The sequence below is a fragment of the Pilosibacter sp. YYHA0881 genome, assembly GCF_051602715.1.
Lineage (GTDB): Bacteria > Bacillota > Clostridia > Lachnospirales > Lachnospiraceae > Alitiscatomonas > Alitiscatomonas aceti.
The window spans coordinates 1538714-1560909 of sequence record NZ_CP175657.1 but is presented as its reverse complement, the minus strand read 5'-3'; the positions used below and the strand labels follow the sequence as shown (position 1 = coordinate 1560909).

The window sequence follows — 22196 nt, the reverse complement described above, 5'->3', positions numbered from 1 at the left end:
CCCGGAGGAAGATCGTATCATGGAAGAAGAATCAAAGAATCCCATACAGGTGGCGGAGAAGCTGTTCCGGGTCATCGAGCTTCTGGCAGAAAATGGCCCTATGGGGATCATGGAGCTGAGCGCTTCCCTGGGATTTCATAAGAGCACGGTACACAGGCTGGTGGCGTCCTTACAGTATATGGGCTATATCCGCCAGGACGAGGAATCCCTAAAATATTACTTGTCCCTAAAATTCTTAGAGATCGGCAGCCGGATCCTGGAGCAGACCAGTATGGCGGCCCTGATCCATCCGTCGTTAAAGCGTCTGTCGGAGCAGACGGGTGAGACGGTCCACCTGGTGAAGCGGGAAGGGACGGAGGCGGTCTATATCGACAAGGTGGAATCCTTCGCAAGCTCCATCCGTATGGTATCCCGGGTGGGTAGCCGGATCCCTCTTTACTGTTCCGGCGTGGGAAAGGCCCTGCTGGCGGAGCTGACGGACCGGGAGATCGGAGAGATCTGGAAAAATTCCCGGATCCGGAAGCTGACGCCCAGGACCATCACAGAGCTTCCCGTTCTCATGGAACGGGTGGAGCAGGTACGGAAAGACGGATATGCGGTGGACGATGAAGAAAACGAGGAGGGCGTCCGCTGCATCGCCGCCAGTCTCAGGGATTACCACAAGGATCCCGTATACGCACTGAGTATTTCGGCCCCGGCCAACCGTATGACCGACCAGCGGATCCTGGAGCTTAAGGAGTATGTGCTGGCCTTCCGGCAGGAGCTGTCCCGGAGCCTGGGGCTGGCTGGAAAGTAGAAGTAAGCCCAGGCGGAAGGGAATTATGCCGCAGAAGCGGCCCGCCGCAGGCGAGCTTCTTGCTTGATACACTTGCTTTTTAACGTACTGAAGTTTATAATGAAGGTATGTGAAAAACAGGGGAGGATAAAATATGGAAGGAAATCAAAAAACCAGGATCCAGAAATTCATGGGCGGAAATAAAAAGGGATACCAGACTGCATTCCATATGGCGTGGCCTGCAGTCATGGAGTCCTTTTTTATTGCCCTGGCCGGAATGGTGGATTCTCTGATGGTCAGTTCCATGGGGCCAGAGGCTGTGGCCGCCGTGGGACTTACGACCCAGCCCAAGTTCATCGGGCTGTGCATCTTCATCGCCACCAACGTTTCCGTGTCGGCCCTGGTGGCCAGACGACGGGGAGAGAAGGACCAGTACGGAGCCAACCAGGTGCTCTTAATGGCAGCGGCCTTTACCCTGGCGGTGGGGACATTGATCAGCATGGCCTGCGTTTTCTTTGCAGATCCCATTATCCGGCTCTGCGGGGCCAACGAGGATACCCAGGCGGGAGCCGTCCGGTATTTCCAGATCATCATGGGCGGGATGATGTTCAACATTATCTCCATGGCCATTAACGCGGCCCAGAGAGGAGCAGGAAACACAAAGATCGCCATGCGCACCAATGTGACCTCCAATGTGGTCAATATGATCGGAAACTACCTGCTGATCCAGGGAAATCTGGGCTTTCCCAGGCTTGGGATCACCGGAGCGGCCCTGGCCACGGTATTTGGAACGGTCATCGCCTGCCTCATGAGCATTCTTTCGGTGATGAAACGGGATAATTTTGTCAGCATCCCCTTTATCATTAAGGAAAAGGTGCGGGTCACCCTGGAGCCAGCAAAAAACATGTTCAAGGTGGCCTCCAGTGTATTTGTGGAGCAGATCTTCATGCGGATCGGCTTCCTTACGGTCTCCATCATGGTGGCAAAGCTGGGGACCGACGCCTTTGCGGCCCACCAGGTGGGAATGAACGTCATGAGCCTTTCCTTTTCCTTTGGAGACGGGATGCAGGTGGCGGCGGTGGCCCTCTGCGGCAGGAGCCTGGGAGAAAAGCGGCCGGATCTGGCCCAGATGTACGGCACCATCTGCCAGAGGATCGGCAATATGATCTCCATTGTGCTGGCGGTCCTTTACACCACCCTGGGTACCTGGTATTTTCATCTGTTTTTCGATGAGCCCCACCTGGTGGCCATGGGGGTGGAGATCACCCGTGTCCTGACCTTCATCGTCCTTCTCCAGATCGCCCAGGTGATCTACATGGGCTGTTTAAGGGGAGCCGGTGATGTGGTATTTACCACCATTGCCTCCACCATCAGCATCACCTTCGTCCGTCCCATCCTGTCCTATGTGTTCTGCTATGCCTGCGGACTGGGGTTAGTAGGGATCTGGCTGGGGATCCTGGGAGACCAGACCTCCAGGCTCCTTCTTACCACCTGGAGATTTAAGAGCGGCCGGTGGATGAAGATCGAAATCTAAAAAAAACATAAGAATTGCGAAAGTTTTGTGAACTTCCTTGACGGTCCGCGGTTTGCGTGATAGGATAAGCACTGTACAAAAAGGTGACAAGTTGTCACTATAAGAGAGCGGATAATTTTCCTCGGATACAGGAAGAATAGAGGAAAAGAAACGGATCATCAAGGAAAGAGACGGTGTAAGAAAACAATGGACAGCAAGGTACAGGACAACAATAAAATGGCAACAGCCCCATTGGGGAAGCTGATGACAGAGCTGGCAGTTCCCACGGTATTTGCCCAGCTTGTGAATCTTCTTTATAATATGGTGGACCGGATCTACGTGGGCCGGATCCCGGAGGTGGGCCATCTGGCCCTGGCCGGGCTGGGAGTCACCTTCCCGGTGATCATCCTGATCTCCGCCTTTGCGGCTCTGGTGGGAGCCGGGGGAGCGCCCCAGGCAGCCATCTGTATGGGAAAGAAGGATATGAAGGGGGCGGAGCGGATCCTGGGGAACTGCATCACGGCCCTGTGCATTCTGGCAGTGGTCTTAAGTGTGTTCTTTTATGCGGTGAAGGAACCGCTGCTGATGCTGTTCGGAGCCAGTGAACAGACCATCGGCTATGCCAACAGCTATCTGGGGATCTATCTTCTGGGCACTATTTCCGTACAGATCGCCCTGGGATTAAATACGTTCATCAACTGCCAGGGCTTTGCAAAGACGGGAATGAAGACCGTGCTCATCGGTGCTGTGTTAAATATCATCCTGGACCCGGTCTTCATTTTCGGCCTTCACATGGGCGTCCAGGGAGCGGCTCTGGCCACCATCTTAAGCCAGACCGTTTCGGCTGTCTGGGTGCTGTCCTTCCTTTGCGGAAAGAAGAGCATCTTAAGGGTCAGAAAAGAAAATCTGAAGATAAAAAAGGCGGTCCTGGTCCCGGTGCTGGCCCTGGGAGCGTCCCCGTTCATCATGCAGGCCACGGAATGCCTGGTGCAGCTGACGTATAACTCTGGAATGCAGCATTACGGGAATGACTACTATGTGGGGGCCATGACCATCCTGTTTTCCATCATGCAGATGCTGTTCCTGCCTTTGTCCGGACTGACCCAGGGTGCCCAGCCCATCATCAGCTATAACTTCGGAGCCGGGAACCATGAGCGGGTGAAGAAGGCCTTTAAGCTGCTGTTTGCAGCGGGAGTCGGTTTTTCCCTGGTGGGGACAGGAGCTGTGCTTTTATTCCCCCAGGTGTTCATCCGTCTGTTTTCGGACAATGCCCAGGTGATCGAGATCGGCATTTACGCGGCCAGGATCTATCTCTTTGGTTTTCTGATCATGGGAGCCCAGATGGCCTGCCAGCAGACCTTTCTGGCCCTGGGACAGGCGAAGATCTCCGTATTCCTGGCGCTTTTACGGAAGGTGATCCTTCTGATCCCTCTGGCCATCCTTCTTCCGAAGCTTGGCATGGGCACCGATGGACTGTTTTACGCAGAGCCCATTGCGGATCTCATTGCCATTGCCACCACCGTGATCCTGTTTGCACGGAATTTCAACAGGATGCTGTACCAGCATGCAGATACGAAAGTGAAAAAGTAAAGGAGAATATTTATGGGAACAACAGACGGCGGAAAAACGCCTGGAAAGCAGCCCTCACAGCAAAGCCCCAAGGGCCTGATCTACTATTTCCTCACCATATTTTTAGTGACCATGCTGTTAAATGCCCTGGTCTTCCCCAATGTGATGGAAGAAAAGGTGATGGAGGTCAATTACAATGAATTCCTGGCCATGGTGGACGCGGGAAAGGTGGTCCAGGTGGAAAAGGACACGGACCAGATCATGTTCCTGGCCACGGATGCCCAGGGAAAGGAGCAGATCTATAAGACCGGCCTCTGGGAGGACGAGGCGCTGACCAACCGGCTCTATAAGGCGGGAGTCACCTTCGGAAAGGTGATCCCTCATAAGGAATCGGCCCTAATGAACTTCCTGACCACCTGGATCCTGCCCTTTGGACTCATGTTCTTAATGGGCCATCTCTTAAGCCGGATGATGGCCAAGCGCATGGGCGGGAACGCCATGACCTTTGGAAAGTCCAACGCCAAGATCTATGCGGAAAATGAAACGGGAAAGACCTTTGCCGATGTGGCCGGAGAGGAAGAGGCCAAGGAGGCCTTAAAGGAGATCGTGGACTTTCTGCACGACCCGAAGAAATATGCAGACATCGGAGCCACTCTCCCCAAGGGAGCCCTTCTGGTGGGCCCTCCGGGAACCGGTAAGACACTTCTGGCAAAGGCTGTGGCAGGAGAGGCCCATGTGCCGTTTTTCTCCATCTCCGGCTCGGAGTTTGTGGAGATGTTCGTGGGCATGGGAGCGGCCAAGGTCCGCGACCTGTTTAAGCAGGCCAACGAAAAGGCCCCCTGTATCGTATTCATCGACGAGATCGATACCATCGGCAAAAAGCGTGATGGCAGCGGCATGGGCGGAAACGACGAGAGAGAGCAGACCTTAAACCAGCTCTTAACAGAGATGGACGGCTTTGACGGAAAGAAGGGCGTTGTGATCCTGGCGGCCACCAACAGGCCCGAATCCCTGGACCAGGCGCTGTTAAGACCGGGCCGTTTTGACCGCCGGATCCCGGTGGAGCTGCCGGATCTTAAGGGCCGTGAGGCGATCCTTAAAGTCCATGGCCGCAGTGTGAAAATGGACGATACCGTGGACTTCAACGCCATTGCCAGGGCAACCTCCGGCGCCAGCGGTGCAGAGCTTGCCAACATCATCAACGAGGCGGCCCTAAGGGCCGTGCGTCTGGGCCGCAGAGTCGTCTGCCAGGCGGATCTGGAGGAGAGCGTGGAGACGGTCATCGCCGGATACCAGAGAAAGGATGCGGCGGTGTCTGAGAACGAGAAGAGGATCGTGGCCTACCATGAGATCGGCCACGCCCTGGTGGCTGCCTGCCAGTCCAACTCGGCTCCGGTCCACAAGATCACCATTATCCCCAGGACCAGCGGCGCTCTGGGCTACACCATGCAGGTGGAGGCCGGGGAACGGTTCTTAATGAGTAAGGAAGAAGCCTTAAATAAGATCGCCACCCTCACCGGAGGCCGCGCGGCAGAGGAATTCATGTTCCATTCCATCACCACCGGCGCTTCCAACGACATCGAGCAGGCCACAAAGCTGGCCAGGGCCATGGTGACCCGGTACGGTATGAGCGAGCAGTTCGGAATGGTGGCCTTAGAGACCGTGACCAACCAGTATCTGGGCGGAGACACGTCCTTAGCCTGCTCGCCGGAAACGGCCAGGGCCATCGACGAGGAGGTCATTAAGACCGTGAAGGAGCAGTATGGGAAGGCCATGGAGATCCTTAAGGAACATGCAGGAAAACTCAATGAGCTTTCGGCTTATCTTCTGGAAAAGGAGACCATTACCGGCGAAGAGTTCATGGAAATTTTAAACCGATAGGATATTTTTTGTTTACGCATCCCTGGAAGTAGTGTATACTGACAGCAGGAGGGGATCAGATGAGAAAACGAATCTGCCCGTACTGCGATCAGGAGCTGGAAGGCCGCTACTGCCGGGGATGCCGTCGTTTTGTGAAAACGCCTCTGATCGTGGACGTGAATTATTATTTAAATGAAAGACATCCGGCCTCAGAGGAGAACTGCCAGTACCACGGGGATCTGCATACCGGGGAAATGGAAGCCAGGCCGGACCACAGAGCTTCGTATGAGGATGTGGAAAAGGACGGATGGCCGGGAAGGAAGGCCGCTGCTGCGCCTAAGGCCAAGACCGGAAAGAACGGAAAGTCTGGAGGGAAGGCTTCCGAGGCGCAGGTATCCCGGAACCAGAGCGCCGGCTCTGGCCGAAGTGCGTCCCGGCCAGGCCGGGGATGGGCCCCGGTGTGGATCCTGGCCGCAGCCGCGGCAGCTGTGATCATGGCCTCCGGCGGGATGGTCATGAACAGTATAAGCCATATGGTCCCGGACCTGGAGCCGGAGCCAGTATATCCGGAGGAGGGATCCTGGGATGAGGGGATCTCTATAGAGGAGGTGTGGCCGGAGGAAACGGCGGCCGGAGAGCAGGAGCTTTCAGAGGAGGAGGTCCGGGCTGCAGGGATCCGGTGCAATGGCTACGGCCACCTGGACGTAAACGGTGATGAGCTTCAGGCGGACCTGGAGGGCCTGGCCGCAGACCATGGCCTGGCGGTGGAGGAGCTGGGCCGGACCAGCGCTAACTTTGCCTTTGGGGAGTTCACCAATTATGAGGTCCGGTATGACTATATCCTTACGGGGGAGGACGGCTGGTACCGGGGCGTGACCCTGAGCCTGGACACCGGTGATGGCAGCCTCCACGGCATACAGGTCTCCGCAGATAACCTGGAGGCCATGTACCAGCTTCTGGATATGGTCATGGAGCTTCTGAAGGAATCGGGAGCTGTTTCTGAAAATCCCGGCGGCCAGATGGTCTTTGAGACCGTAGTTATGGAAGGCGGACTGGAGGACGGGATCACCGGAGAGGTGATGTACCAGGGCCTGGAGGCCTGGGCAGCCTATGATGACAGCGGCAGCGGGGAATTCTGTATGCTGAGCCTTTACGCGCCGGAAGAGGGCGAAACGGTCTAGGGAAGGAAACGATGCCTAAGAAACCGCCCCGGGCGAAAAAGCTCTGCGGGGCAGCAGATAAAAAGGAGGAACCACAAGATGATCAGAATGATAGGAAACCATATCTGCAAGGACTGTGTATCAGCCATGGAGGTGATCCAAAGGGAGCGCCTTCCCATTGAATTCCACGATATGGAAAAGGCCCTGGACTATGTGAAGGAATTCTTAGAGATCCGCGAGGGAAATCCGGAGCTTTATAAGGAGGCACGGGAAAACAACCAGATCGGGATCCCTGTATTCGTTTTAGAAGACGGTACAGTCACCATGGATTGTGACGCGGCCTTTGAGGCGGCCAGAAGGGCGAAGAAGCCGGCAGTGGTGATGGTGGGGAGCCACCTCTGCAAGGCCTGCCGGAACCGCCTGGCGGAGCTTAAGGAGGAAGGGCTTCCGGTGGAGTTCCATGATATCGTGGAGAATTTAAACGATATGCGCCTGTATCTGAGGATCCGGGAAAATCACCCGGAGCTTTACGATGAGATTCGGAAGGAGGGCCGGGTGGGGATCCCTGTATTCATCCTCCCTGACGGTACGGTCACCAATGATTTTGAGGCAGCCAGAGAGGCGGCCAGGAGCTTAAAATAATAAAGGAGATTTTTTTTATGAATTTTGAAGAATTACAGATGAAGCGGGAGAGCTGCCGGGTGTACGCAGACCGTCCCGTGACGAGGGAACAGCTGGTCCATCTGGTGGATGTGGCCCGCTTTGCCCCCAGCGCCTGCAATTCCCAGCCGTGGCATTTTATCCTTGTGGATGAGCCGGAGAGCCGTGAAAAGGTGGTGGATGCCTTTGACGATAATGGTCTCACGGGCTGTCCCTGGGGAGCCAGCGTCCCGGCCTTTATCCTGATCTGTGAGGAAAAGGCCCAGTATAAGCCGGGAGTGGAGGAGCATTACGGCCCCCAGCACTTTGCCCAGATGGATATCGGGATGGCGGCCATGGGGATCTGCTATGAGGCCGCTTCCATGGGGCTGGGAACGTGCATCATCGGCACCATGAACCAGGAAAAGCTCCACAGGGCCTTCGGGATCCCCGAGGAGCGTCCGGTGCGCCTTATCATCACTGTGGGATACCCGGCCAATGAGGGCGCGCCCAGAAAGAAAGCGAGAAAGGAACTGGATGAGATCGTGACCTATAACCAGTGGTAGGAGCCCGGGGCCGTATGGCCCGGACTGGCGGGAGCCTGTGAAAAAAATGAGCTGCGGACGTCTGGCATACAGACCTGCGGCTCATTTTACTTTTCTAAAAACTCTATAAATTCTATAAAATATGCTCCGTCCCCATTGACAATATGACAGGGTGTCACTATAATGATGACGAGTTGTCACTTTGATAAATATGAACTTATGAAAAGAGGGATCATATGCCGACAGAGCGGTTTAAGAGGCTGCCGGAGGAGAAGATTGAGGCCATACGGCGGGCGGGGATCCAGGAATTTACGCGGACATCCCCGGAATCCGCGTCCATCAACCGGATCATCCAGGAGGCGGATATTTCCCGCGGAAGCTTCTATACATATTTTGAGAGCAAGTACGATCTTCTGCGGTGGCTCATCAGCGACCGGGTCCGGGAGCACAACGATTTTTACGTCCGGGACATGGAAGAAAACGGCGGGGACATCTGGCTGACTCTTTCCAGGTCCCTGGAGCACACCATCCTCCATGCCAATGACGGCGGCTTTATGGGAATGGTCACCAGGCTCATTGGGAGCAAGACCTTTTTCGACCTGTTTAAGGAAAGCGTTGAAGGAGAAAAGGGTGAAGACCATATGGAATGCAAGCGGTCCTATCTGGACCGGATCTATGGACTTCTGGACCAGACGCGGTTTCCCATAGACTTTCGTACCTTTACGGATCTGATGGATCTTCACGCCATTACTCTGGTGATGGCTCTGAAGAAAAAGCTGAACGGGGAATGCGGGACCCAGGAAGCCATGGACTTTTATAACAGGCGCATCAACCTGCTGAGATACGGCGTCTGTCCTCAGAGAGCAGAAAAGGAAAAAACAGAATAAAAAAGAGGAGAATAAAAATTATGAAAAAACTGGCAAAAGCAGTGACAGCAGTTCTGGCCGTGGGAGCGCTGGGGACCCTGGTGTTCATGCGTATGACAAAGAAGGAGGAGCCCATGGAGGCAGTCCCGGATCCATCGGTCCAGGTGGAAAACCCTGCGGCAGATACCATTTCCATCTCCACGGATCTGACAGGCACCGTAGAGCCGGCGGATGTGGTGTATGTGGCGGCCATGGGAAGCGGAGAGGTCCTGGAGGTTTATGTAAACCAGGGAGAGATGGTGGAAAAGGACCAGACGCTTTTTAAGATCGACAATAAACAGCTGGAGTCTGCCAGGATCCAGTTAAATACGGCAAAGGTATCCTTAGACGATGCCCAGACCAATTTAAACCGGATGAAGGTCCTTTATGACAGCGGCGATATTTCTGCCCAGGCCTACGAGCAGGTGGTCAACAGCGTGTCCATGGCGAAGCTCCAGTATGACGGAGCCAAGCTGAGCTATGACATACAGCTGGAGAACAGTACGGTGACAGCGCCCATCAGCGGTCTTCTGGAGAGCTTTGATGTGAAGGTCCATGACATGATGGCCGCAGGCTCTGTGGCAGCGGTGATCTCCGGAGCGGGCAATAAGTCCGTGGCATTTTCCGTCAGCGAGCGGGTGCGGGAGGGACTTCATCCCGGAGACGCCATGACCGTGGAAAAGAATGGAACGGAGTATAACGGCGTGATCACGGAGATCGCCACCATGGTGGACCAGCAGACCGGTCTTTTTAAGATCAAGGCCAGCCTGGAGGGGGCCGATGCCCTGGCCACTGGCACGGTGGTGAAGCTTTCCGTTATCTCAGAAAAGGCAGAAAACGTCATGACGGTCCCGGTGGACTGCGTTTCTTACAGCGGTGGTCAGGCTTATGTATACATCTACGACCAGGAGGCGGGAGCTGCCCGCAAGGCGGCCATCGAGGACGGGCTCATCGGCTCAGAACGGATCCAGGTGCTTTCGGGCCTGGATTACAGCGACCAGGTGATCACCACCTGGACGAAGGAGCTTTATGAGGGAGCTCCGGTGCAGCTGGCGGAGGGCTCCGGTACAGACGCTGAAACATCCCTGGACGGCGGAGAGAGCGCTGGAGCCGGGGAGAGTCCGGAGGCCGGGAACGGAGAAGCGCCCATGACAGACGCTCCAGGGGAACCGGCAGCAGATGCAGCAGCCGGAGATGCAGAGGCACCGGAACCGGCGGCAGAAGAGACATCCACAGAAGAGACATCAGCAAACGCTCAGTAAGGAGGCACAGATATGGGTTTGACAAAACAGGTATTAAGACGGCCGGTCACAACGGTCCTGGTTGTGCTGTGCCTCATCGTATTTGGCCTTTCCTCTGTATTTTCCTCGAAGCTGGAGCTTACGCCGGAAATGGAGATGCCCATGCTGATCGTCAACGCCGTTTATCCGGGAGCCAGCCCGGAGGACGTGGAGGAGCTGGTAACGAAGCCCATCGAGGATGAGATCAGCACGCTCACAGGTATAGATACCATCACCAGCATGTCTTCCGAAAATATGGGGATGGTGCTTTTACAGTACGAGTATGGCAAGGATATGGATAAGGCCTACGATGATCTGAAGAAAAAGCTGGACGGACTGGTGAACGAATTCCCGGAGGACGTGCAGACGCCCACCATCATCGAGATGGACATCAACGACACCGCAGCGATTACCCTGGCGGTCAACAACGAGCAGGCGGATAACCTTTACAACTATGTGGACAGCCGGATCGTTCCGGAGTTTGAGAAGCTGTCCTCTGTGGCCAGCGTAGACGTCAGCGGCGGCCAGGAGGAATATATTAAGGTGGAGCTGATCCCGGAAAAGCTGGCCCAGTACCATCTGAACATGAACACCATCGCCCAGTGCGTGGGCTCCGCCGATTTTTCCATGCCCATCGGCAGCACCACTGTGGGAAACAAAAAGCTTTCTGTGACCTCGGGCACTGATTTCGATACCATTGAGCTTTTAAAGAAGATCCCCATTACCCTGGGAAACGGAAACATCATCTACCTGGAGGACGTGGCGGAGGTTTACAGCACTCTGGAGGAAAAAAGCAGCATCGGCCGTTATAACGGCAAGGACACCATCGCCCTGGGCATCAAGAAAAACCAGGAGAGCAGCAACATGGAGGTGTCCAGGGATGTGCTGAAGATCGTAGATGATCTGAAGGCTGATGACCCGGCCCTGGAGGTGGTGGTCATTAACGACAGCAGCGAATCTATCTCCAGCTCCCTGGAAAGCGTGTTCCAGACCATGATCATGGCCGTTGTGGTCTCCATGGTCATCATCTGGCTGTTCTTTGGCGACATGAAGGCATCCCTGATCGTGGGAACCTCCATTCCCGTGTCCATCCTGGCGGCCCTGATCCTTATGAAGGCCATGGGCTTCTCTCTGAACGTCATTACCCTGTCCAGTCTGGTCCTGGGCGTGGGAATGATGGTGGATAATTCCATCGTGGTGCTGGAGAGCTGCTTCAGAAATACCAAGCAGGGAGGCTTTGTGGAGGCCAGGAATGCGGCCTTAGACGGAACAAAGGCTGTTCTGGAATCTATTATCGGCGGTACGGTCACCACCTGCGTGGTGTTCATTCCCCTGGCATTGATCAAGGGTATTAGCGGACAGATGTTCAAGCCTCTGGGCTTTACCATCGTATTCTGTATGGTGGCATCCTTGATCTCCGCCATGACCATCGTGCCCTTATGCTATACCTTTTACCGTCCAAAGGAAAAGACAGAAAATCCGGCTTCCCGGATGCTGCGGGCCACGCAGGACGGCTACCGGAGCCTGGTGAGGAAGCTCATGTGCCATAAGGCCCTGGTAATGATCACTTCGGTGGTCCTTCTGGTCCTGTCCTTTATGATGGCCGGCCAGCTGAAGATGGAGCTGATGGTGGCTGACGATCCGGGCATCATCGGGATCACCGTGGAGACTCAGCCGGGCCTGACCATTGACCGGGTCAATGATGTGCTGGTGAAGGTGGAGGATTATATTACGAAGGATGCAGACCTGGATTCTTATATGCTGTCCTACGGAAGCTCGGGGCTTTCCATGGGAGGAAGCGGCGCATCCATTACAGCCTATTTAAAGGATGATAAATCCAGAGAGACAGACCAGGTATTAAAAGAATGGAAGCGGGAGCTGCAGAAGTGGCCGGACTGCTCCATTTCCCTGGAAAAGCAGAGCTCCCTGGGCTCCACCATGACCATGAACCAGGCGGACCAGGTGAGCTACATTTTAGTCAGCACCCAGTACGATGAGCTGAAGGAGGTATCTGACGCCATTGTGGAAGAGCTTCAGGCCAGACCGGAGGTGACCCATGTCCATTCATCCCTGGAAAATGACGCGCCTCTGGTGAAGATCTCTGTGGATCCGGTGAAGGCATCGGCAGAGGGACTGGCTCCGGCCCAGGTGGCCGGCCAGGTCTATGCTATGCTGAGCGGGACAGAGGCCACCACTCTGAACGTTAACGGAAACGACTTAAGCGTAAAGGTGGAATACGGGGATGACCAGTACGATACCATCGACAAGCTCCAGGGCATCGTCCTTCCCACGGCCACAGGAAGCATGGTGGCACTGACCGATATTGCAGAGATCGGCTTCAAGGACAGCCCTCAGAGCATCATGAAGAGCGACAAGCAGTACCAGGTGACTATTTCCGGCCAGCTGACCGACGAGGCGGATCTCTCCACAGACGGGAAGCTCCGGGAGGAGGTCATCGGGAAATACTTAAATGCATCAGTCTCCATGCAGCAGAATACCATGGACGAGATGATGAATGAGGAATTCTCTTCCCTGGGCCAGGCCATTGCCATTGCCGTGTTCCTGGTATTTGTGGTCATGGCGGCCCAGTTCGAGTCACCCAAGTTCTCCATCATGGTAATGACCACGATCCCGTTCTCCCTGATCGGAGCCTTCGGCCTCCTCTGGCTGGCAGACAGCCCCATCAGCATGGTGAGCCTCCTGGGCTTCCTGATGTTAGTGGGAACGGTGGTGAACAACGGTATCCTCTATGTGGACACCGCCAATCAGTATCGGAATGAAATGGATCTGGACGAGGCGGTGATCGAGGCCGGAGCCACCCGTATCCGTCCCATGCTGATGACGACCCTCACCACCATCGTGGCCATGATCCCCATGGCCCTGGCCTACGGCGATGCGGGAGAGATGATGCAGGGCCTGGCTCTGGTGGATGTGGGCGGCCTCATCGCCTCCACAGTCCTGGCGCTCCTGATGCTGCCGGTCTATTACAGACTCATGAACCGGAAGCCCAAGGAGGAGCCGGATTACGACTGATAAGGGCGTAAGATCATAAGAAAAGGACCAGAAACGAAAGAAATCGTAAGAGAAATTTTATTGCGTTTCCGGTCCTTTCTGTATATGCTTAAAAAGGGAAAGAAGGGAGGAAGATCCCATGAAGGATATACGACCATGGAAAAAAACAGGGCTCCTGGTCTTTGCAGCGGCCCTGGGCGGGATCATAAGCGTTCCCGGGACCGGTCTTCTGACGGCACGGGCCACGGTGGCTGTCCAGGCATCGCCTGTGACAGAATATGACGAGGCCGCACTGGCCAGCTTTGCAGACGATACCCTGGAATATTGGGAGATCCCAGGACTGGTGGAACGGTATAACAGCGCCTACCAGAAACAGCTGGACCAGTTCTATTATAATCCGGGAAGCTCCACAGGACTCACAAAGGACCAGCTTTTAAGCGTGGCAGAGACCCTGCGCCAGGAGGCGGAGACCCTGGCAGATACGGCAGAGGATGAGAAGGACAGCATCACGAAGCAGGAGTATGAGGAGTACAGGAACAACGTGCGGATCCTCCGGGCCAGGGCAAAGGACCTGGAGGACGCGGCCAAAGGCCGGTCTGCCTCGGGGGCTTCGGCTCTAAGGGCCCTGCGGATCTCAAAAAACAATACAGTGAAGACTGTGAACGCCATGATGCGGGACCATGAGATCCTGGAGCTTAAGACGAAGGCGGCAGAAAAGTCCCTGGAAATGGCGGAGCTTACGTATGAGGCATCAAAGCGCCAGATGGAGCTGGGGCTCTATTCGGCAGAAAACGTGCTGGCAGCGGAGGAGGCCTTAAATTTTGCCCGGGCGGCGGCTTCTTCGGCAGAAAATGAAGAGAAGGATCAGAAGCAGACGCTGATCCGGATGCTGGGCTGGCGTTACGACGCAGACCCGGTGATCCAGAAGGTGCCGGAGCCGGATCTGGCAAGGATCGCATCCTATGATCCGGCGGCAGATATCAGCAAGGCCATTGAGAATAATGTGACCCTTTACGACACCAGGATGGCGTCGTCCTCGTCCCAGGGAGGGGCTGTGGCCAAGGCCCGGACCATTAAGGACCAGGAAAATGAGGTGCGGACCAGCCTGGACCTCTTATATAAGGATGTGCTCCAGAAGCAGGCGGCCTATGAGGCGGCAAAGACCAAATTTGCGGCCGATGGGGCCGACAAGGCTGCGGCAGACCGGAAAAACGCCCTGGGTATGATGAGCCGCCAGGAATATCTGACGGCGGAAAGCGCCTATCTGGCGGCGGAGGCGGAATTTACGGAAGCCAGCCTGGCTTTAACGGGAGCCATGGAGGAATACGAATGGGCCGTAAAAGGCATGATGGAGCTGGCCTCGGGAGCCCAGAGCCAGGACCAGGGCCAGGGAGCCATGTAGCGGGCGGGACCCGGAAAGGAATGATAGAATGATGAGAAAAATGACGATGGGAAGACGGGTGATCCCGGCGGCGCTGGCTGTTTCACTGGCCTGGACCGTACCGGCGTACGCGGAGGAGTTTGTGCCGGGGCCGGGACAGCCCTACGACGACGCCACCATGGCGCGGATCCAGGACAACGTCCTGGAATATGAGGAGATCGGACTTCTGGTGGATACTTATAACCCGACGTTAAAAAACGTAAAGGATACGTATTCGGATACCAAGGACGATTATAAAGATGTGGATAAATTAAAGAACCAGATCATGGAAGGCTCCGGCAGCCTGGCAGACCAGGCAGGGCAGCTTTCCGGCATGGCAGGCACCTTTGAGGATCTTCTGGGATACCAGAATATGGTAACGCCGGGAACGTATGCGGAGCTGGTGTACTCCTCGGAGGTTTTGTCCCAGCAGGCAGAGCAGATGACGCTGTCGGCCGATTCTCTGTCCGCAGTGACGCCGGAGATGCTAAAGGTAAAGATGGTGGACAGTACCCGGGCGGCACTGGTATCCGGGGCCCAGAGCGCCATGATCGGCTATGAGCAGCTTCTGCTCCAGAAGGAGAGCCTGGAGGATTCCATCACCCTCCTGGAGGAGGTCTATAAGTCCACCCAGACCCAGGCGTCCCTGGGACTGGCAACGGAAAACGCGGTGCTGACGGCCAGACAGAACCTGGAGTCAGCCCAGGCCGGAAGGCTCGCCATGGACGCCAGCGAGGTGAAGCTGCGCCAGAGCCTGTGTACGCTCCTGGGATGGGAGTACAACGGGAACCCGGAGATCCGGAAGGTGCCGGAAGCAGATCCTTCCCGGATCGGCGCCATGGATCCGGCAGCCGATAAACAGGCGGCCATCGACAATAACTACACCTTAAAATACAACCGTCTGAGCTATGAGCAGCTTACAGACGGCTCTGTGGAGCAGCAGAATATGGCCCGTACCATTGAGGACCAGACAGCGGCCATTTCCTCATCCCTGGAAAACCTGTATAACCAGGTGCTCCAGAAGAGAAATGAATACCAGACTGCCGTGGCAGCCCTGGAGCTGGAAAAGACAAAGATGGAGGCGGCGGACCGGAAAATGTCCGTGGGCACCATCGGACGTCTGGAATACCTCCAGCAGAAAAATTCCTATGCGGCAAAGGAGACGGCTGTGAAAACGGCGGATCTGGCCCTGTTCCAGGCCATGGAGACGTATGACCAGGCGGTGGAGGGGAATCTGAGCGTGTCCTAGGAAGAAAATGACCGGAAGGGAGGGAGCTGGTATGAGTGAAGATCAGTTCAGTGCAATGCTGGCGATTATTGTGCCGCCTGTTATTGAGCAGATCACGAAAAACAGTAATGTGGACGGTGAGAAGGCAATCTCCCGTTTTTATCAGTCCAGGCTCTATCAAGAACTTTCGGATGAAACGTCCAAGCTGTGGCATTATGGCCCCATGACCCTGTATACCATGTATCAGGACGAGCTTTTAACAGGCTCCTATGATTACCCGGAGGAGGCATAAGCGATGAGCAGAGAATTAGCGTTCCTGGTCTACTGCATGGAGCGGTACCGTCATTTTAAGGGACTCTCCGGTGCGGATGTGGCAAGGCTCTTTGATGAACATGGTGTTTACAGATATATTATAAAGTATTTTGAATCACTCCATACAATGGGAGACCATTGTATCGTACAGGATATTGACGATTATATCAGCGGCAGTTCAGATTAGTTCCTTCTGCCAAGTATTTCCGCCAGCTTAAACCGTACCGTAACGCGGGGCAGAGCGTCCTCTGACGCCTTCTGTCCCGTTTTTTCATGCCCGGGAAGGCGGAGCGCGGACGGGTGCCTGGCCCGCATGAGGGCGGAAAAATCGTCCTCGGGAAGCAGGGCCTTCAGCTGGTCCCTGGAGTCCTCCGGCACCACGGCGTGGGTGCTGTCCACATAGCAGAGGGAGGGATAGAGGACGCACCAGAAATTTTTCCCCTTTCCTTCCCCTAAAAGCACCCGGACCGCGTCGTAGGTCCCCGCCGGGAAGGTCATGTCCCCGTAGGTTTTTTCCGGGAACAGACACTGCTCCAGGCGGATATCCGCGCCATAGGAGAAGCCGCGGCTTTTCATGTATGCTTCCGCCGTCTCCTCCAGAAATGCTTTATGCTCCAGGATGTAGGAGGCCGTCTGGTCTTTTGTAAGGCTGTCTCCCGCCTCTGTCCCGGATTCTTCCGGCTGAGGATTTCCTGCGTCCTGCTCCGGCCCCTGCGCCGTTTCTGATCCCAGGCCCTGGCGGATGGTATCCAGAAGGAGGTCCTTTACCTCCAGCTTCAAAGCCTGGTCTTTAGGGGAATCGCTGTTGGCCAGCACGTGGAACCGCAGGACCTTTGGCGCGATCCGCGAGGCCAGGGCCTCCTCCTTTCTCCTCAGACCGTTCATGGCCGTTAAAAAGACCATCAGTGCCAGTGTCATGGACAGGCAGATATACCATTTCTTTTTCATGAGCTCCTCCAGTTTTTTATACGATTTTGCTATTTGTAATTATTGCCTGTTGTGCTATAATTTAAACGAATTGACGCCGCGGAGAGAACAGGCGCGGGAGGAGATCCTCCGTCCGGCCCATGGAAGGCTCTTCCGGCCCATCAACCATGAAAGGAAGCAGCAGATCAATATGGAAAAATTAAATGTGGTAGCCCTGTTTGGCGGGCAGTCTTCGGAGCATGTGGTCTCCTGTATGTCTGTCCAGAATGTGGCAGCCAATATCAATAAGGAAAAATACAATGTGATCCTGGTGGGGATCACAGAGGAGGGCCGCTGGCTTAAGGTGGACTCTCTGGATGAAGTGAAAAATGACACCTGGAGGACCAGCGGCTCCAGAGCCGTTCTTTCCCCGGACGCCACAGAAAAGGTCTTATGGGTGATCCGCCACGGAAAGGCAGAAAAAATCCCGGTGGACGTGGTGTTCCCGGTGCTCCACGGCCTTTACGGGGAGGACGGCACGGTCCAGGGGATCCTGGAGCTGGCGCAGATCCCCTATGTGGGCTGCGGCGTCTTAGCCTCCGCCGTGTCCATGGATAAGCTGTCCACGAAGCTGATCGTAAAGAACCTGGGGATCCGCCAGGCAGAATACGTGCCGGTGATGAAGGAAGAGCTGGAGCAGATGGACCAGGTGGTAAAGCGGGTAGAGGACGCGTTTCCGTATCCGGTGTTCATAAAGCCGTCCAACGCAGGCTCCTCCAGGGGCGTGTCCCGGGCCGACGACCGGAAGTCCCTGGAAAACGGCCTTAAGGAGGCGGCGCTCCATGACCGGCGGATCCTGGTGGAGGAGATGATCGTGGGCCACGAGGTGGAATGCGCGGTCTTTGGCGGAGGAAAAGAGGAGGTACGGGCCTCCGGCGTGGGAGAGATCCTGGCGGCGGCCGATTTCTATGATTTTGACGCCAAATATTATAATTCCGATTCCAGGACCGTGGTGGATCCGGAGCTTCCGGGAAACGCGGCGGAGGAGATCCGGGAGTCGGCAGTGCGTATTTTTAAGGCTGTGGACGGCTATGGCCTTTCCCGGGTGGACTTCTTCGTAAAGGAGGACGGGGAGGTGGTCTTCAATGAGATCAATACCATGCCCGGCTTCACGGCCATCAGTATGTACCCCATGCTCTGGGAGGCCAGAGGCGTGGGAAAAGAGAAACTGGTGGACGATCTTCTGGAACATGCGCTCAGGCGCTACGAAAGGTAGGCGCTTATTATGGATAAGAACGCACCCATCGGGATCTTTGATTCCGGCGTGGGAGGGCTCACGGTGGCCAGAGAGGTGATGCGCCAGCTTCCGGACGAGAGGATCGTTTATTTCGGGGATACGGCCCGCCTTCCCTACGGGACAAAATCCCAGGATACGGTGATCCGTTTTTCGGAGCAGATCATGCGCTTTTTGCGGTCCAAGGGAGTGAAGGCCATCGTCATCGCCTGCAATACGGCGTCCTCCTATGCCCTGGACGCCCTGAGACGGTCTGAGGATATCCCCATCATCGGCGTGATCAACGCCGGGGCCAGGGCGGCGGTCTCCGCCACAAAAAACGGGAGGATCGGAGTGATCGGGACCGACGGGACCATCAACAGCAAAGCGTATTCCTCTGTTTTAAAAAGCATGAATCCGGCGGTGGAGGTATTCGGAAAGGCCTGCCCCCTGTTCGTTCCTCTGGTGGAGGAGGGGCTTCTCCACGATACTGTGACGGACGAGATCGCCTCCCGGTATCTGTCGGTGCTGAAGGAAAAATACATCGATACCCTGGTCATGGGCTGTACCCATTATCCTCTGATCCGCTCCACCATCGCCCGCACCATGGGAGACGAGGTGACTCTGGTGAATCCGGCCTATGAGACGGCGGTGCAGCTCAGGACCCTTCTCCGGTCCATGGAGATGGACTGTGACGGGGACCAGGAGGTCCGGGTGGAGGAAAAGTACCAGTTTTATGTGAGCGATATGGCAGAAAAATTCAGCTCCTTTGCCGGGTTTATCCTTCCCGGGAAGGTGAAGGATACCATGCTGATCGACATTGAGAAATATTAGGAGCAACAGATGACAAAAGATGTTCTGGTAAGAGTCAAGGGGACCCAGTTCATGGACGACGAGAATGACGTGATCGAGATGATCACTGCGGGGACCTTTAATGAAAAGAATGGAAAAAAATATCTGATCTATGATGAGACCATTGTGGAGGGCGGAGACCAGACCCACAATATCGTGAAGATCTGGCCGGATAAGGTGGAGGTGACCAAGCGGGGACTGGTGGACACCCATATGACCTTTGAGTGCGGGAAAAAGCACATGTGCAACTATATGACGCCGGTGGGACTGATCATCCTGGGGATCACCACCTCAGCCCTGGAGGTGGAGGAGGATGAGACATCCATGGGGATCGTCATTTCCTATGCCCTGGAAATGAACGGCGAATACATTTCCGGCTGCGGCCTTGAAATTTACGCCAGGGATAAGGGAAATGGTCCCTGGAGCCTGGATTAAGGACGGAGAAGAAAGAGAGGAAGACAGAATATGGAAAGCTTTTTGGTAGCGGTCAACGCGGTTGTCCCATTTCTCTGTTACATTACCTTCGGATATGTGATGAAGATCAAGGGAGTGGTAAAGGAGGACTTTCTCCAGCAGCTGAATAAGATGGTTTTTAAGGTCTTTTATCCGTTTATGACCTTTTATAATATTTATAAGGCTGACGCCAGTTCCCTTCCCAGACCAGTGATGCTGATTTTCTGCGGCATCAGTATCCTGGTGCTGGAGGTGATCCTGGTGCTCACGGTCCCCAGGCTGGTAAAGGAGAATCCCAGAAGGGGCGTGATCATCCAGGCCATTTACCGGAGCAATTTCGTCCTGTTCGGTCTTCCTCTGACTGTTTCTGTGTTCGGGGATGTGGCCTCCTCTGTGGCGGCCATGGTGGTGACTGTGGTAATTACCATTTATAATACGACTTCTGTGGTGATCCTGGAAATGTTCAATTCAGAAGGGAAAACAGACGTGAAGACGATCCTGGTCAATGTGGTGAAAAATCCGCTGCTCCAGGGGGCTATGGTGGGTCTGGTGTTTTTCTTTCTGGGCATCCATGTGCCCAAGAGCCTTTTAACACCCATTGCGGCCTTTGCGGACGCCACCTCGCCAGTGGCCCTGTTCGTCCTGGGCGGGACACTTCACTTCAACGCCATCCGCGGCAACCTGAAATACCTGGTACCGGCCCTGTCCTTAAAGCTTTTGGTGCTTCCTGCGGTGATGCTGGCCCTGGGCTACGCCTTTGGCCTCCGGGATCTGGAGCTGTTCCTTCTGGTGGCGATCTACGGAACACCGGTGGCTGCCGCCTCTTATCCCATGGCCCAGAACATGGGCGGCGACGGCGAGCTGGCTGGCCAGTTCGTGGTCATCAGCACCGTCGTCGCCGTTGGGACCCTGTTTGGGTGGATCTTCTTTATGAAGAGCGTGGGACTGATCTAGTCCATCTTCTTCAGTACGATATTTTTGATCCGGCCTCCGTCCAGGATGAGGGAGCCGTTTTCCGGCCTCACATACATCGTAAGATCCGGGCCGAAGCTGAAAATGTTTTCTCCGGCTGCGTTCCTGTAAAGCTCTGATTTTCCATAACGGAGCATACAGAGGGCGCAGCCGTTTTCTGTTTTCTCAAGAGTAACGTGGGCGTCGGTTTCCTCATCGTAGTAATGGCCTTCCTCAAAAAGAGAGGGATCAGCCGGGGAGACCGGCGTCATTTTTACCACGCGGGCCGGAAGACGGTAAAGGATCCCTTCCTCTGTGAAGTAGATCACCTCGTCCAGAGTGCCGACCCGGTAGCCGCCGTCTTCGGTCCTGACCAGTTCAGTTTCGCACCATTCTCTCTTCATAAAGAGCGTTCCGTCATGGTCCAGGATGTTTACAAACAGCGGATCATCGGGAAGGGAGGCAGCAAACAGACCGGCATGGGCGGGAGCCTCTTTGTGCTCCGGTACAGCGGGCTCGGTGCAGTCCGGAAGACCAAGAACGATGCAGGCAGCCTTATCGGCCATTTTTGCCATGACGCGGGTGGTGGTATTGCTTAACAGGATCACCTCCAGCTCCTTTTCGGGGATACAGGATACCTGTCCGCGGTAAGCGGCATCGGCGCCGCCGTGGCCGAACACATCCAGTCCGTGGAGCTTATGGGTCATGAGGCCGCCGCAGTATTCCGCAGCCGTTCCGTCGCTTAAGATGGCCGGGGTCTTCATCAGGGCAATGATCTCCGGGTCGATGACCTGGGGATGGATGTACTCGTCCAGGATCTTACTGAGATCGGAGGCACATGTATTGACGGAGGTGGGGCCGTAAACGCAATAGTTTAAGGGATTATAATAGTAATTTCCGTCGCCGTCATCCTGGTAGGAGTAGACCAGGTTGGGAACGATCTGGGTGTAGCTTTCCCGGACGAAGGTGTGCTCCATGCCGAGAGGCTTGAAGATCCGTTCTTTGGCAAACTGCGGGAAGCTCATGCCGGACAGCTTTTCAACGATCAGCGCCAGAAGATGGAAGCCCGTGTTGCTGTAAAGATATCTGGACTGGGGCTTGAAGTTTAAGTGCTTCTGGAGCCGGATGGTGGTGTTGATGTCATCCATGGTGATCTGGTCGTTGATGGTGATGCTGCGCATGAATAAAAGCTCCCACTGGTCCCTGAGGCCGCTGACATTGTTCATCATCTGGCGCACGGTAATGGGCTCTTCGATGTTGATATATTCTCCCACATATTTACGGATATCGTCGTCCAGGCCCAGCTTCCCTTCCTTCCAGAGAAGGAGGATGGAGAGGACGGTGAACTCCTTGGAGATGGAGGCCACGTGCAGGATGCTGTCGTTTTTGATCTTCAGCTGGTTCTCCAGGTTTCCGTAGCCAAAGCATTTTTCATAAACAGTTTCGCCGTGCTGGCGGATCAGCACCTGGGCTCCCGGGCAGAGGCCGTTGTCCCATACGCGGAAAAGATCATCGAGCTGTTTGCTTACATTTGTGTTCATTG

The 22196-nt window shown here is 55.3% G+C and carries 20 protein-coding genes; 18 read left to right on the top strand and 2 right to left on the bottom strand.

Translation table 11 applies throughout. The features are described 5' to 3' along the window. Window positions 1-19: 19 nt before the first annotated feature. From ACI6NM_RS07255 to ACI6NM_RS07190, 14 genes are all read left to right on the top strand, one after another. On the top strand, window positions 20-796 hold the full coding sequence (locus ACI6NM_RS07255; RefSeq protein WP_158359011.1) for an IclR family transcriptional regulator: 777 nt from the start codon (window positions 20-22) through the stop codon (window positions 794-796). 133 nt (window positions 797-929) lie between these two features. Beyond that, a complete protein-coding gene (locus ACI6NM_RS07250) occupies window positions 930-2309 on the top strand; it encodes an MATE family efflux transporter (protein WP_158359010.1) in 1380 nt (459 codons plus the stop codon). A gap of 216 nt (window positions 2310-2525) precedes the next feature. Next, the gene (locus ACI6NM_RS07245; protein WP_438501084.1) at window positions 2526-3878 is read left to right on the top strand and encodes an MATE family efflux transporter; all 1353 of its coding nucleotides are present in this window, start codon (window positions 2526-2528) and stop codon (window positions 3876-3878) included. A gap of 12 nt (window positions 3879-3890) precedes the next feature. Continuing rightward, window positions 3891-5738 (top strand): ATP-dependent zinc metalloprotease FtsH, encoded by a 1848-nt coding sequence (gene ftsH / locus ACI6NM_RS07240; protein ID WP_262426747.1) that lies wholly within the window; start codon window positions 3891-3893, stop codon window positions 5736-5738. Between the two features lie 59 nt (window positions 5739-5797). Then, window positions 5798-6898 (top strand): hypothetical protein, encoded by a 1101-nt coding sequence (locus tag ACI6NM_RS07235; RefSeq protein ID WP_262426746.1) that lies wholly within the window; start codon window positions 5798-5800, stop codon window positions 6896-6898. A gap of 78 nt (window positions 6899-6976) precedes the next feature. Then, window positions 6977-7519, top strand: a complete 543-nt coding sequence (locus ACI6NM_RS07230) for a hypothetical protein (protein WP_158358339.1) — start codon at window positions 6977-6979, stop codon at window positions 7517-7519. A 17-nt stretch (window positions 7520-7536) separates the two neighbouring features. Then, window positions 7537-8082 carry a nitroreductase family protein gene (locus ACI6NM_RS07225; protein WP_262426745.1) on the top strand — a complete coding sequence of 182 codons (546 nt, stop codon included), beginning with the start codon at window positions 7537-7539 and terminating at the stop codon, window positions 8080-8082. A 215-nt stretch (window positions 8083-8297) separates the two neighbouring features. Beyond that, the gene (locus tag ACI6NM_RS07220; protein WP_438501083.1) at window positions 8298-8948 is read left to right on the top strand and encodes a TetR family transcriptional regulator; all 651 of its coding nucleotides are present in this window, start codon (window positions 8298-8300) and stop codon (window positions 8946-8948) included. A 20-nt stretch (window positions 8949-8968) separates the two neighbouring features. After that, the gene (locus ACI6NM_RS07215; RefSeq protein WP_262426743.1) at window positions 8969-10228 is read left to right on the top strand and encodes an efflux RND transporter periplasmic adaptor subunit; all 1260 of its coding nucleotides are present in this window, start codon (window positions 8969-8971) and stop codon (window positions 10226-10228) included. Window positions 10229-10240: 12 nt separating this feature from the next. Continuing rightward, window positions 10241-13279 (top strand): efflux RND transporter permease subunit, encoded by a 3039-nt coding sequence (locus ACI6NM_RS07210; RefSeq protein ID WP_262426742.1) that lies wholly within the window; start codon window positions 10241-10243, stop codon window positions 13277-13279. 118 nt (window positions 13280-13397) lie between these two features. Beyond that, window positions 13398-14660: a hypothetical protein gene (locus ACI6NM_RS07205; protein WP_262426741.1), complete on the top strand. Its 1263-nt coding sequence runs from the start codon at window positions 13398-13400 to the stop codon at window positions 14658-14660. Between the two features lie 28 nt (window positions 14661-14688). Beyond that, on the top strand, window positions 14689-15927 hold the full coding sequence (locus ACI6NM_RS07200; protein WP_262426740.1) for a TolC family protein: 1239 nt from the start codon (window positions 14689-14691) through the stop codon (window positions 15925-15927). 31 nt (window positions 15928-15958) lie between these two features. Beyond that, entirely contained in the window at window positions 15959-16198 is a 240-nt protein-coding gene (locus tag ACI6NM_RS07195; RefSeq protein ID WP_022274497.1) for a hypothetical protein, read from the top strand. 3 nt (window positions 16199-16201) lie between these two features. Next, entirely contained in the window at window positions 16202-16405 is a 204-nt protein-coding gene (locus ACI6NM_RS07190) for a DUF3791 domain-containing protein (RefSeq protein ID WP_022274498.1), read from the top strand. Here ACI6NM_RS07190 and ACI6NM_RS07185 read toward each other — a convergent pair. After that, window positions 16402-17166 carry a stage II sporulation protein R gene (locus ACI6NM_RS07185; protein WP_262426739.1) on the bottom strand — a complete coding sequence of 255 codons (765 nt, stop codon included), beginning with the start codon at window positions 17164-17166 and terminating at the stop codon, window positions 16402-16404. The genes ACI6NM_RS07190 and ACI6NM_RS07185 overlap by 4 nt on opposite strands. Before the next feature lie 169 nt (window positions 17167-17335). On the opposite strand from ACI6NM_RS07185, the gene ACI6NM_RS07180 reads away from it, so the two are divergent. The 4 genes from ACI6NM_RS07180 to ACI6NM_RS07165 are packed head-to-tail and all read left to right on the top strand — an operon-like array spanning window position 17336 to window position 20656. After that, window positions 17336-18400 carry a D-alanine--D-alanine ligase family protein gene (locus ACI6NM_RS07180; protein WP_262426738.1) on the top strand — a complete coding sequence of 355 codons (1065 nt, stop codon included), beginning with the start codon at window positions 17336-17338 and terminating at the stop codon, window positions 18398-18400. A gap of 9 nt (window positions 18401-18409) precedes the next feature. Further along, window positions 18410-19231 carry a glutamate racemase gene (gene murI / locus ACI6NM_RS07175; RefSeq protein WP_022274501.1) on the top strand — a complete coding sequence of 274 codons (822 nt, stop codon included), beginning with the start codon at window positions 18410-18412 and terminating at the stop codon, window positions 19229-19231. Window positions 19232-19240: 9 nt separating this feature from the next. Continuing rightward, window positions 19241-19684, top strand: coding sequence for a YwiB family protein (locus ACI6NM_RS07170; protein WP_022274502.1), 444 nt, complete (start codon window positions 19241-19243; stop codon window positions 19682-19684). Between the two features lie 30 nt (window positions 19685-19714). Next, window positions 19715-20656, top strand: coding sequence for an AEC family transporter (locus ACI6NM_RS07165; RefSeq protein ID WP_262426737.1), 942 nt, complete (start codon window positions 19715-19717; stop codon window positions 20654-20656). Here ACI6NM_RS07165 and ACI6NM_RS07160 read toward each other — a convergent pair. After that, entirely contained in the window at window positions 20653-22194 is a 1542-nt protein-coding gene (locus ACI6NM_RS07160) for a serine hydrolase domain-containing protein (RefSeq protein WP_262426736.1), read from the bottom strand. The two genes, ACI6NM_RS07165 and ACI6NM_RS07160, sit on opposite strands and share 4 nt — an antisense overlap. Between the last annotated feature and the right edge of the window lie 2 nt (window positions 22195-22196).

Bases quoted from the DNA above. Each gene is read 5' to 3' on its own strand.
- ACI6NM_RS07210 (WP_262426742.1), top strand. From the start codon at position 10,241: ATGGGTTTGACAAAACAGGTATTAAGACGGCCGGTCACAACGGTCCTG.
- ACI6NM_RS07190 (WP_022274498.1), top strand. From the start codon at position 16,202: ATGAGCAGAGAATTAGCGTTCCTGGTCTACTGCATGGAGCGGTACCGT.
- ACI6NM_RS07160 (WP_262426736.1), bottom strand. From the start codon at position 22,194: ATGAACACAAATGTAAGCAAACAGCTCGATGATCTTTTCCGCGTATGG.
- ACI6NM_RS07255 (WP_158359011.1), top strand. From the start codon at position 20: ATGGAAGAAGAATCAAAGAATCCCATACAGGTGGCGGAGAAGCTGTTC.
- ACI6NM_RS07165 (WP_262426737.1), top strand. From the start codon at position 19,715: ATGGAAAGCTTTTTGGTAGCGGTCAACGCGGTTGTCCCATTTCTCTGT.
- ACI6NM_RS07205 (WP_262426741.1), top strand. From the start codon at position 13,398: ATGAAGGATATACGACCATGGAAAAAAACAGGGCTCCTGGTCTTTGCA.
- ACI6NM_RS07215 (WP_262426743.1), top strand. From the start codon at position 8,969: ATGAAAAAACTGGCAAAAGCAGTGACAGCAGTTCTGGCCGTGGGAGCG.
- ACI6NM_RS07185 (WP_262426739.1), bottom strand. From the start codon at position 17,166: ATGAAAAAGAAATGGTATATCTGCCTGTCCATGACACTGGCACTGATG.
- ACI6NM_RS07225 (WP_262426745.1), top strand. From the start codon at position 7,537: ATGAATTTTGAAGAATTACAGATGAAGCGGGAGAGCTGCCGGGTGTAC.
- ACI6NM_RS07200 (WP_262426740.1), top strand. From the start codon at position 14,689: ATGATGAGAAAAATGACGATGGGAAGACGGGTGATCCCGGCGGCGCTG.
- ACI6NM_RS07250 (WP_158359010.1), top strand. From the start codon at position 930: ATGGAAGGAAATCAAAAAACCAGGATCCAGAAATTCATGGGCGGAAAT.
- ACI6NM_RS07180 (WP_262426738.1), top strand. From the start codon at position 17,336: ATGGAAAAATTAAATGTGGTAGCCCTGTTTGGCGGGCAGTCTTCGGAG.
- ACI6NM_RS07170 (WP_022274502.1), top strand. From the start codon at position 19,241: ATGACAAAAGATGTTCTGGTAAGAGTCAAGGGGACCCAGTTCATGGAC.
- ACI6NM_RS07195 (WP_022274497.1), top strand. From the start codon at position 15,959: ATGAGTGAAGATCAGTTCAGTGCAATGCTGGCGATTATTGTGCCGCCT.
- ACI6NM_RS07245 (WP_438501084.1), top strand. From the start codon at position 2,526: ATGGCAACAGCCCCATTGGGGAAGCTGATGACAGAGCTGGCAGTTCCC.
- murI (WP_022274501.1), top strand. From the start codon at position 18,410: ATGGATAAGAACGCACCCATCGGGATCTTTGATTCCGGCGTGGGAGGG.
- ACI6NM_RS07230 (WP_158358339.1), top strand. From the start codon at position 6,977: ATGATCAGAATGATAGGAAACCATATCTGCAAGGACTGTGTATCAGCC.
- ACI6NM_RS07220 (WP_438501083.1), top strand. From the start codon at position 8,298: ATGCCGACAGAGCGGTTTAAGAGGCTGCCGGAGGAGAAGATTGAGGCC.
- ftsH (WP_262426747.1), top strand. From the start codon at position 3,891: ATGGGAACAACAGACGGCGGAAAAACGCCTGGAAAGCAGCCCTCACAG.
- ACI6NM_RS07235 (WP_262426746.1), top strand. From the start codon at position 5,798: ATGAGAAAACGAATCTGCCCGTACTGCGATCAGGAGCTGGAAGGCCGC.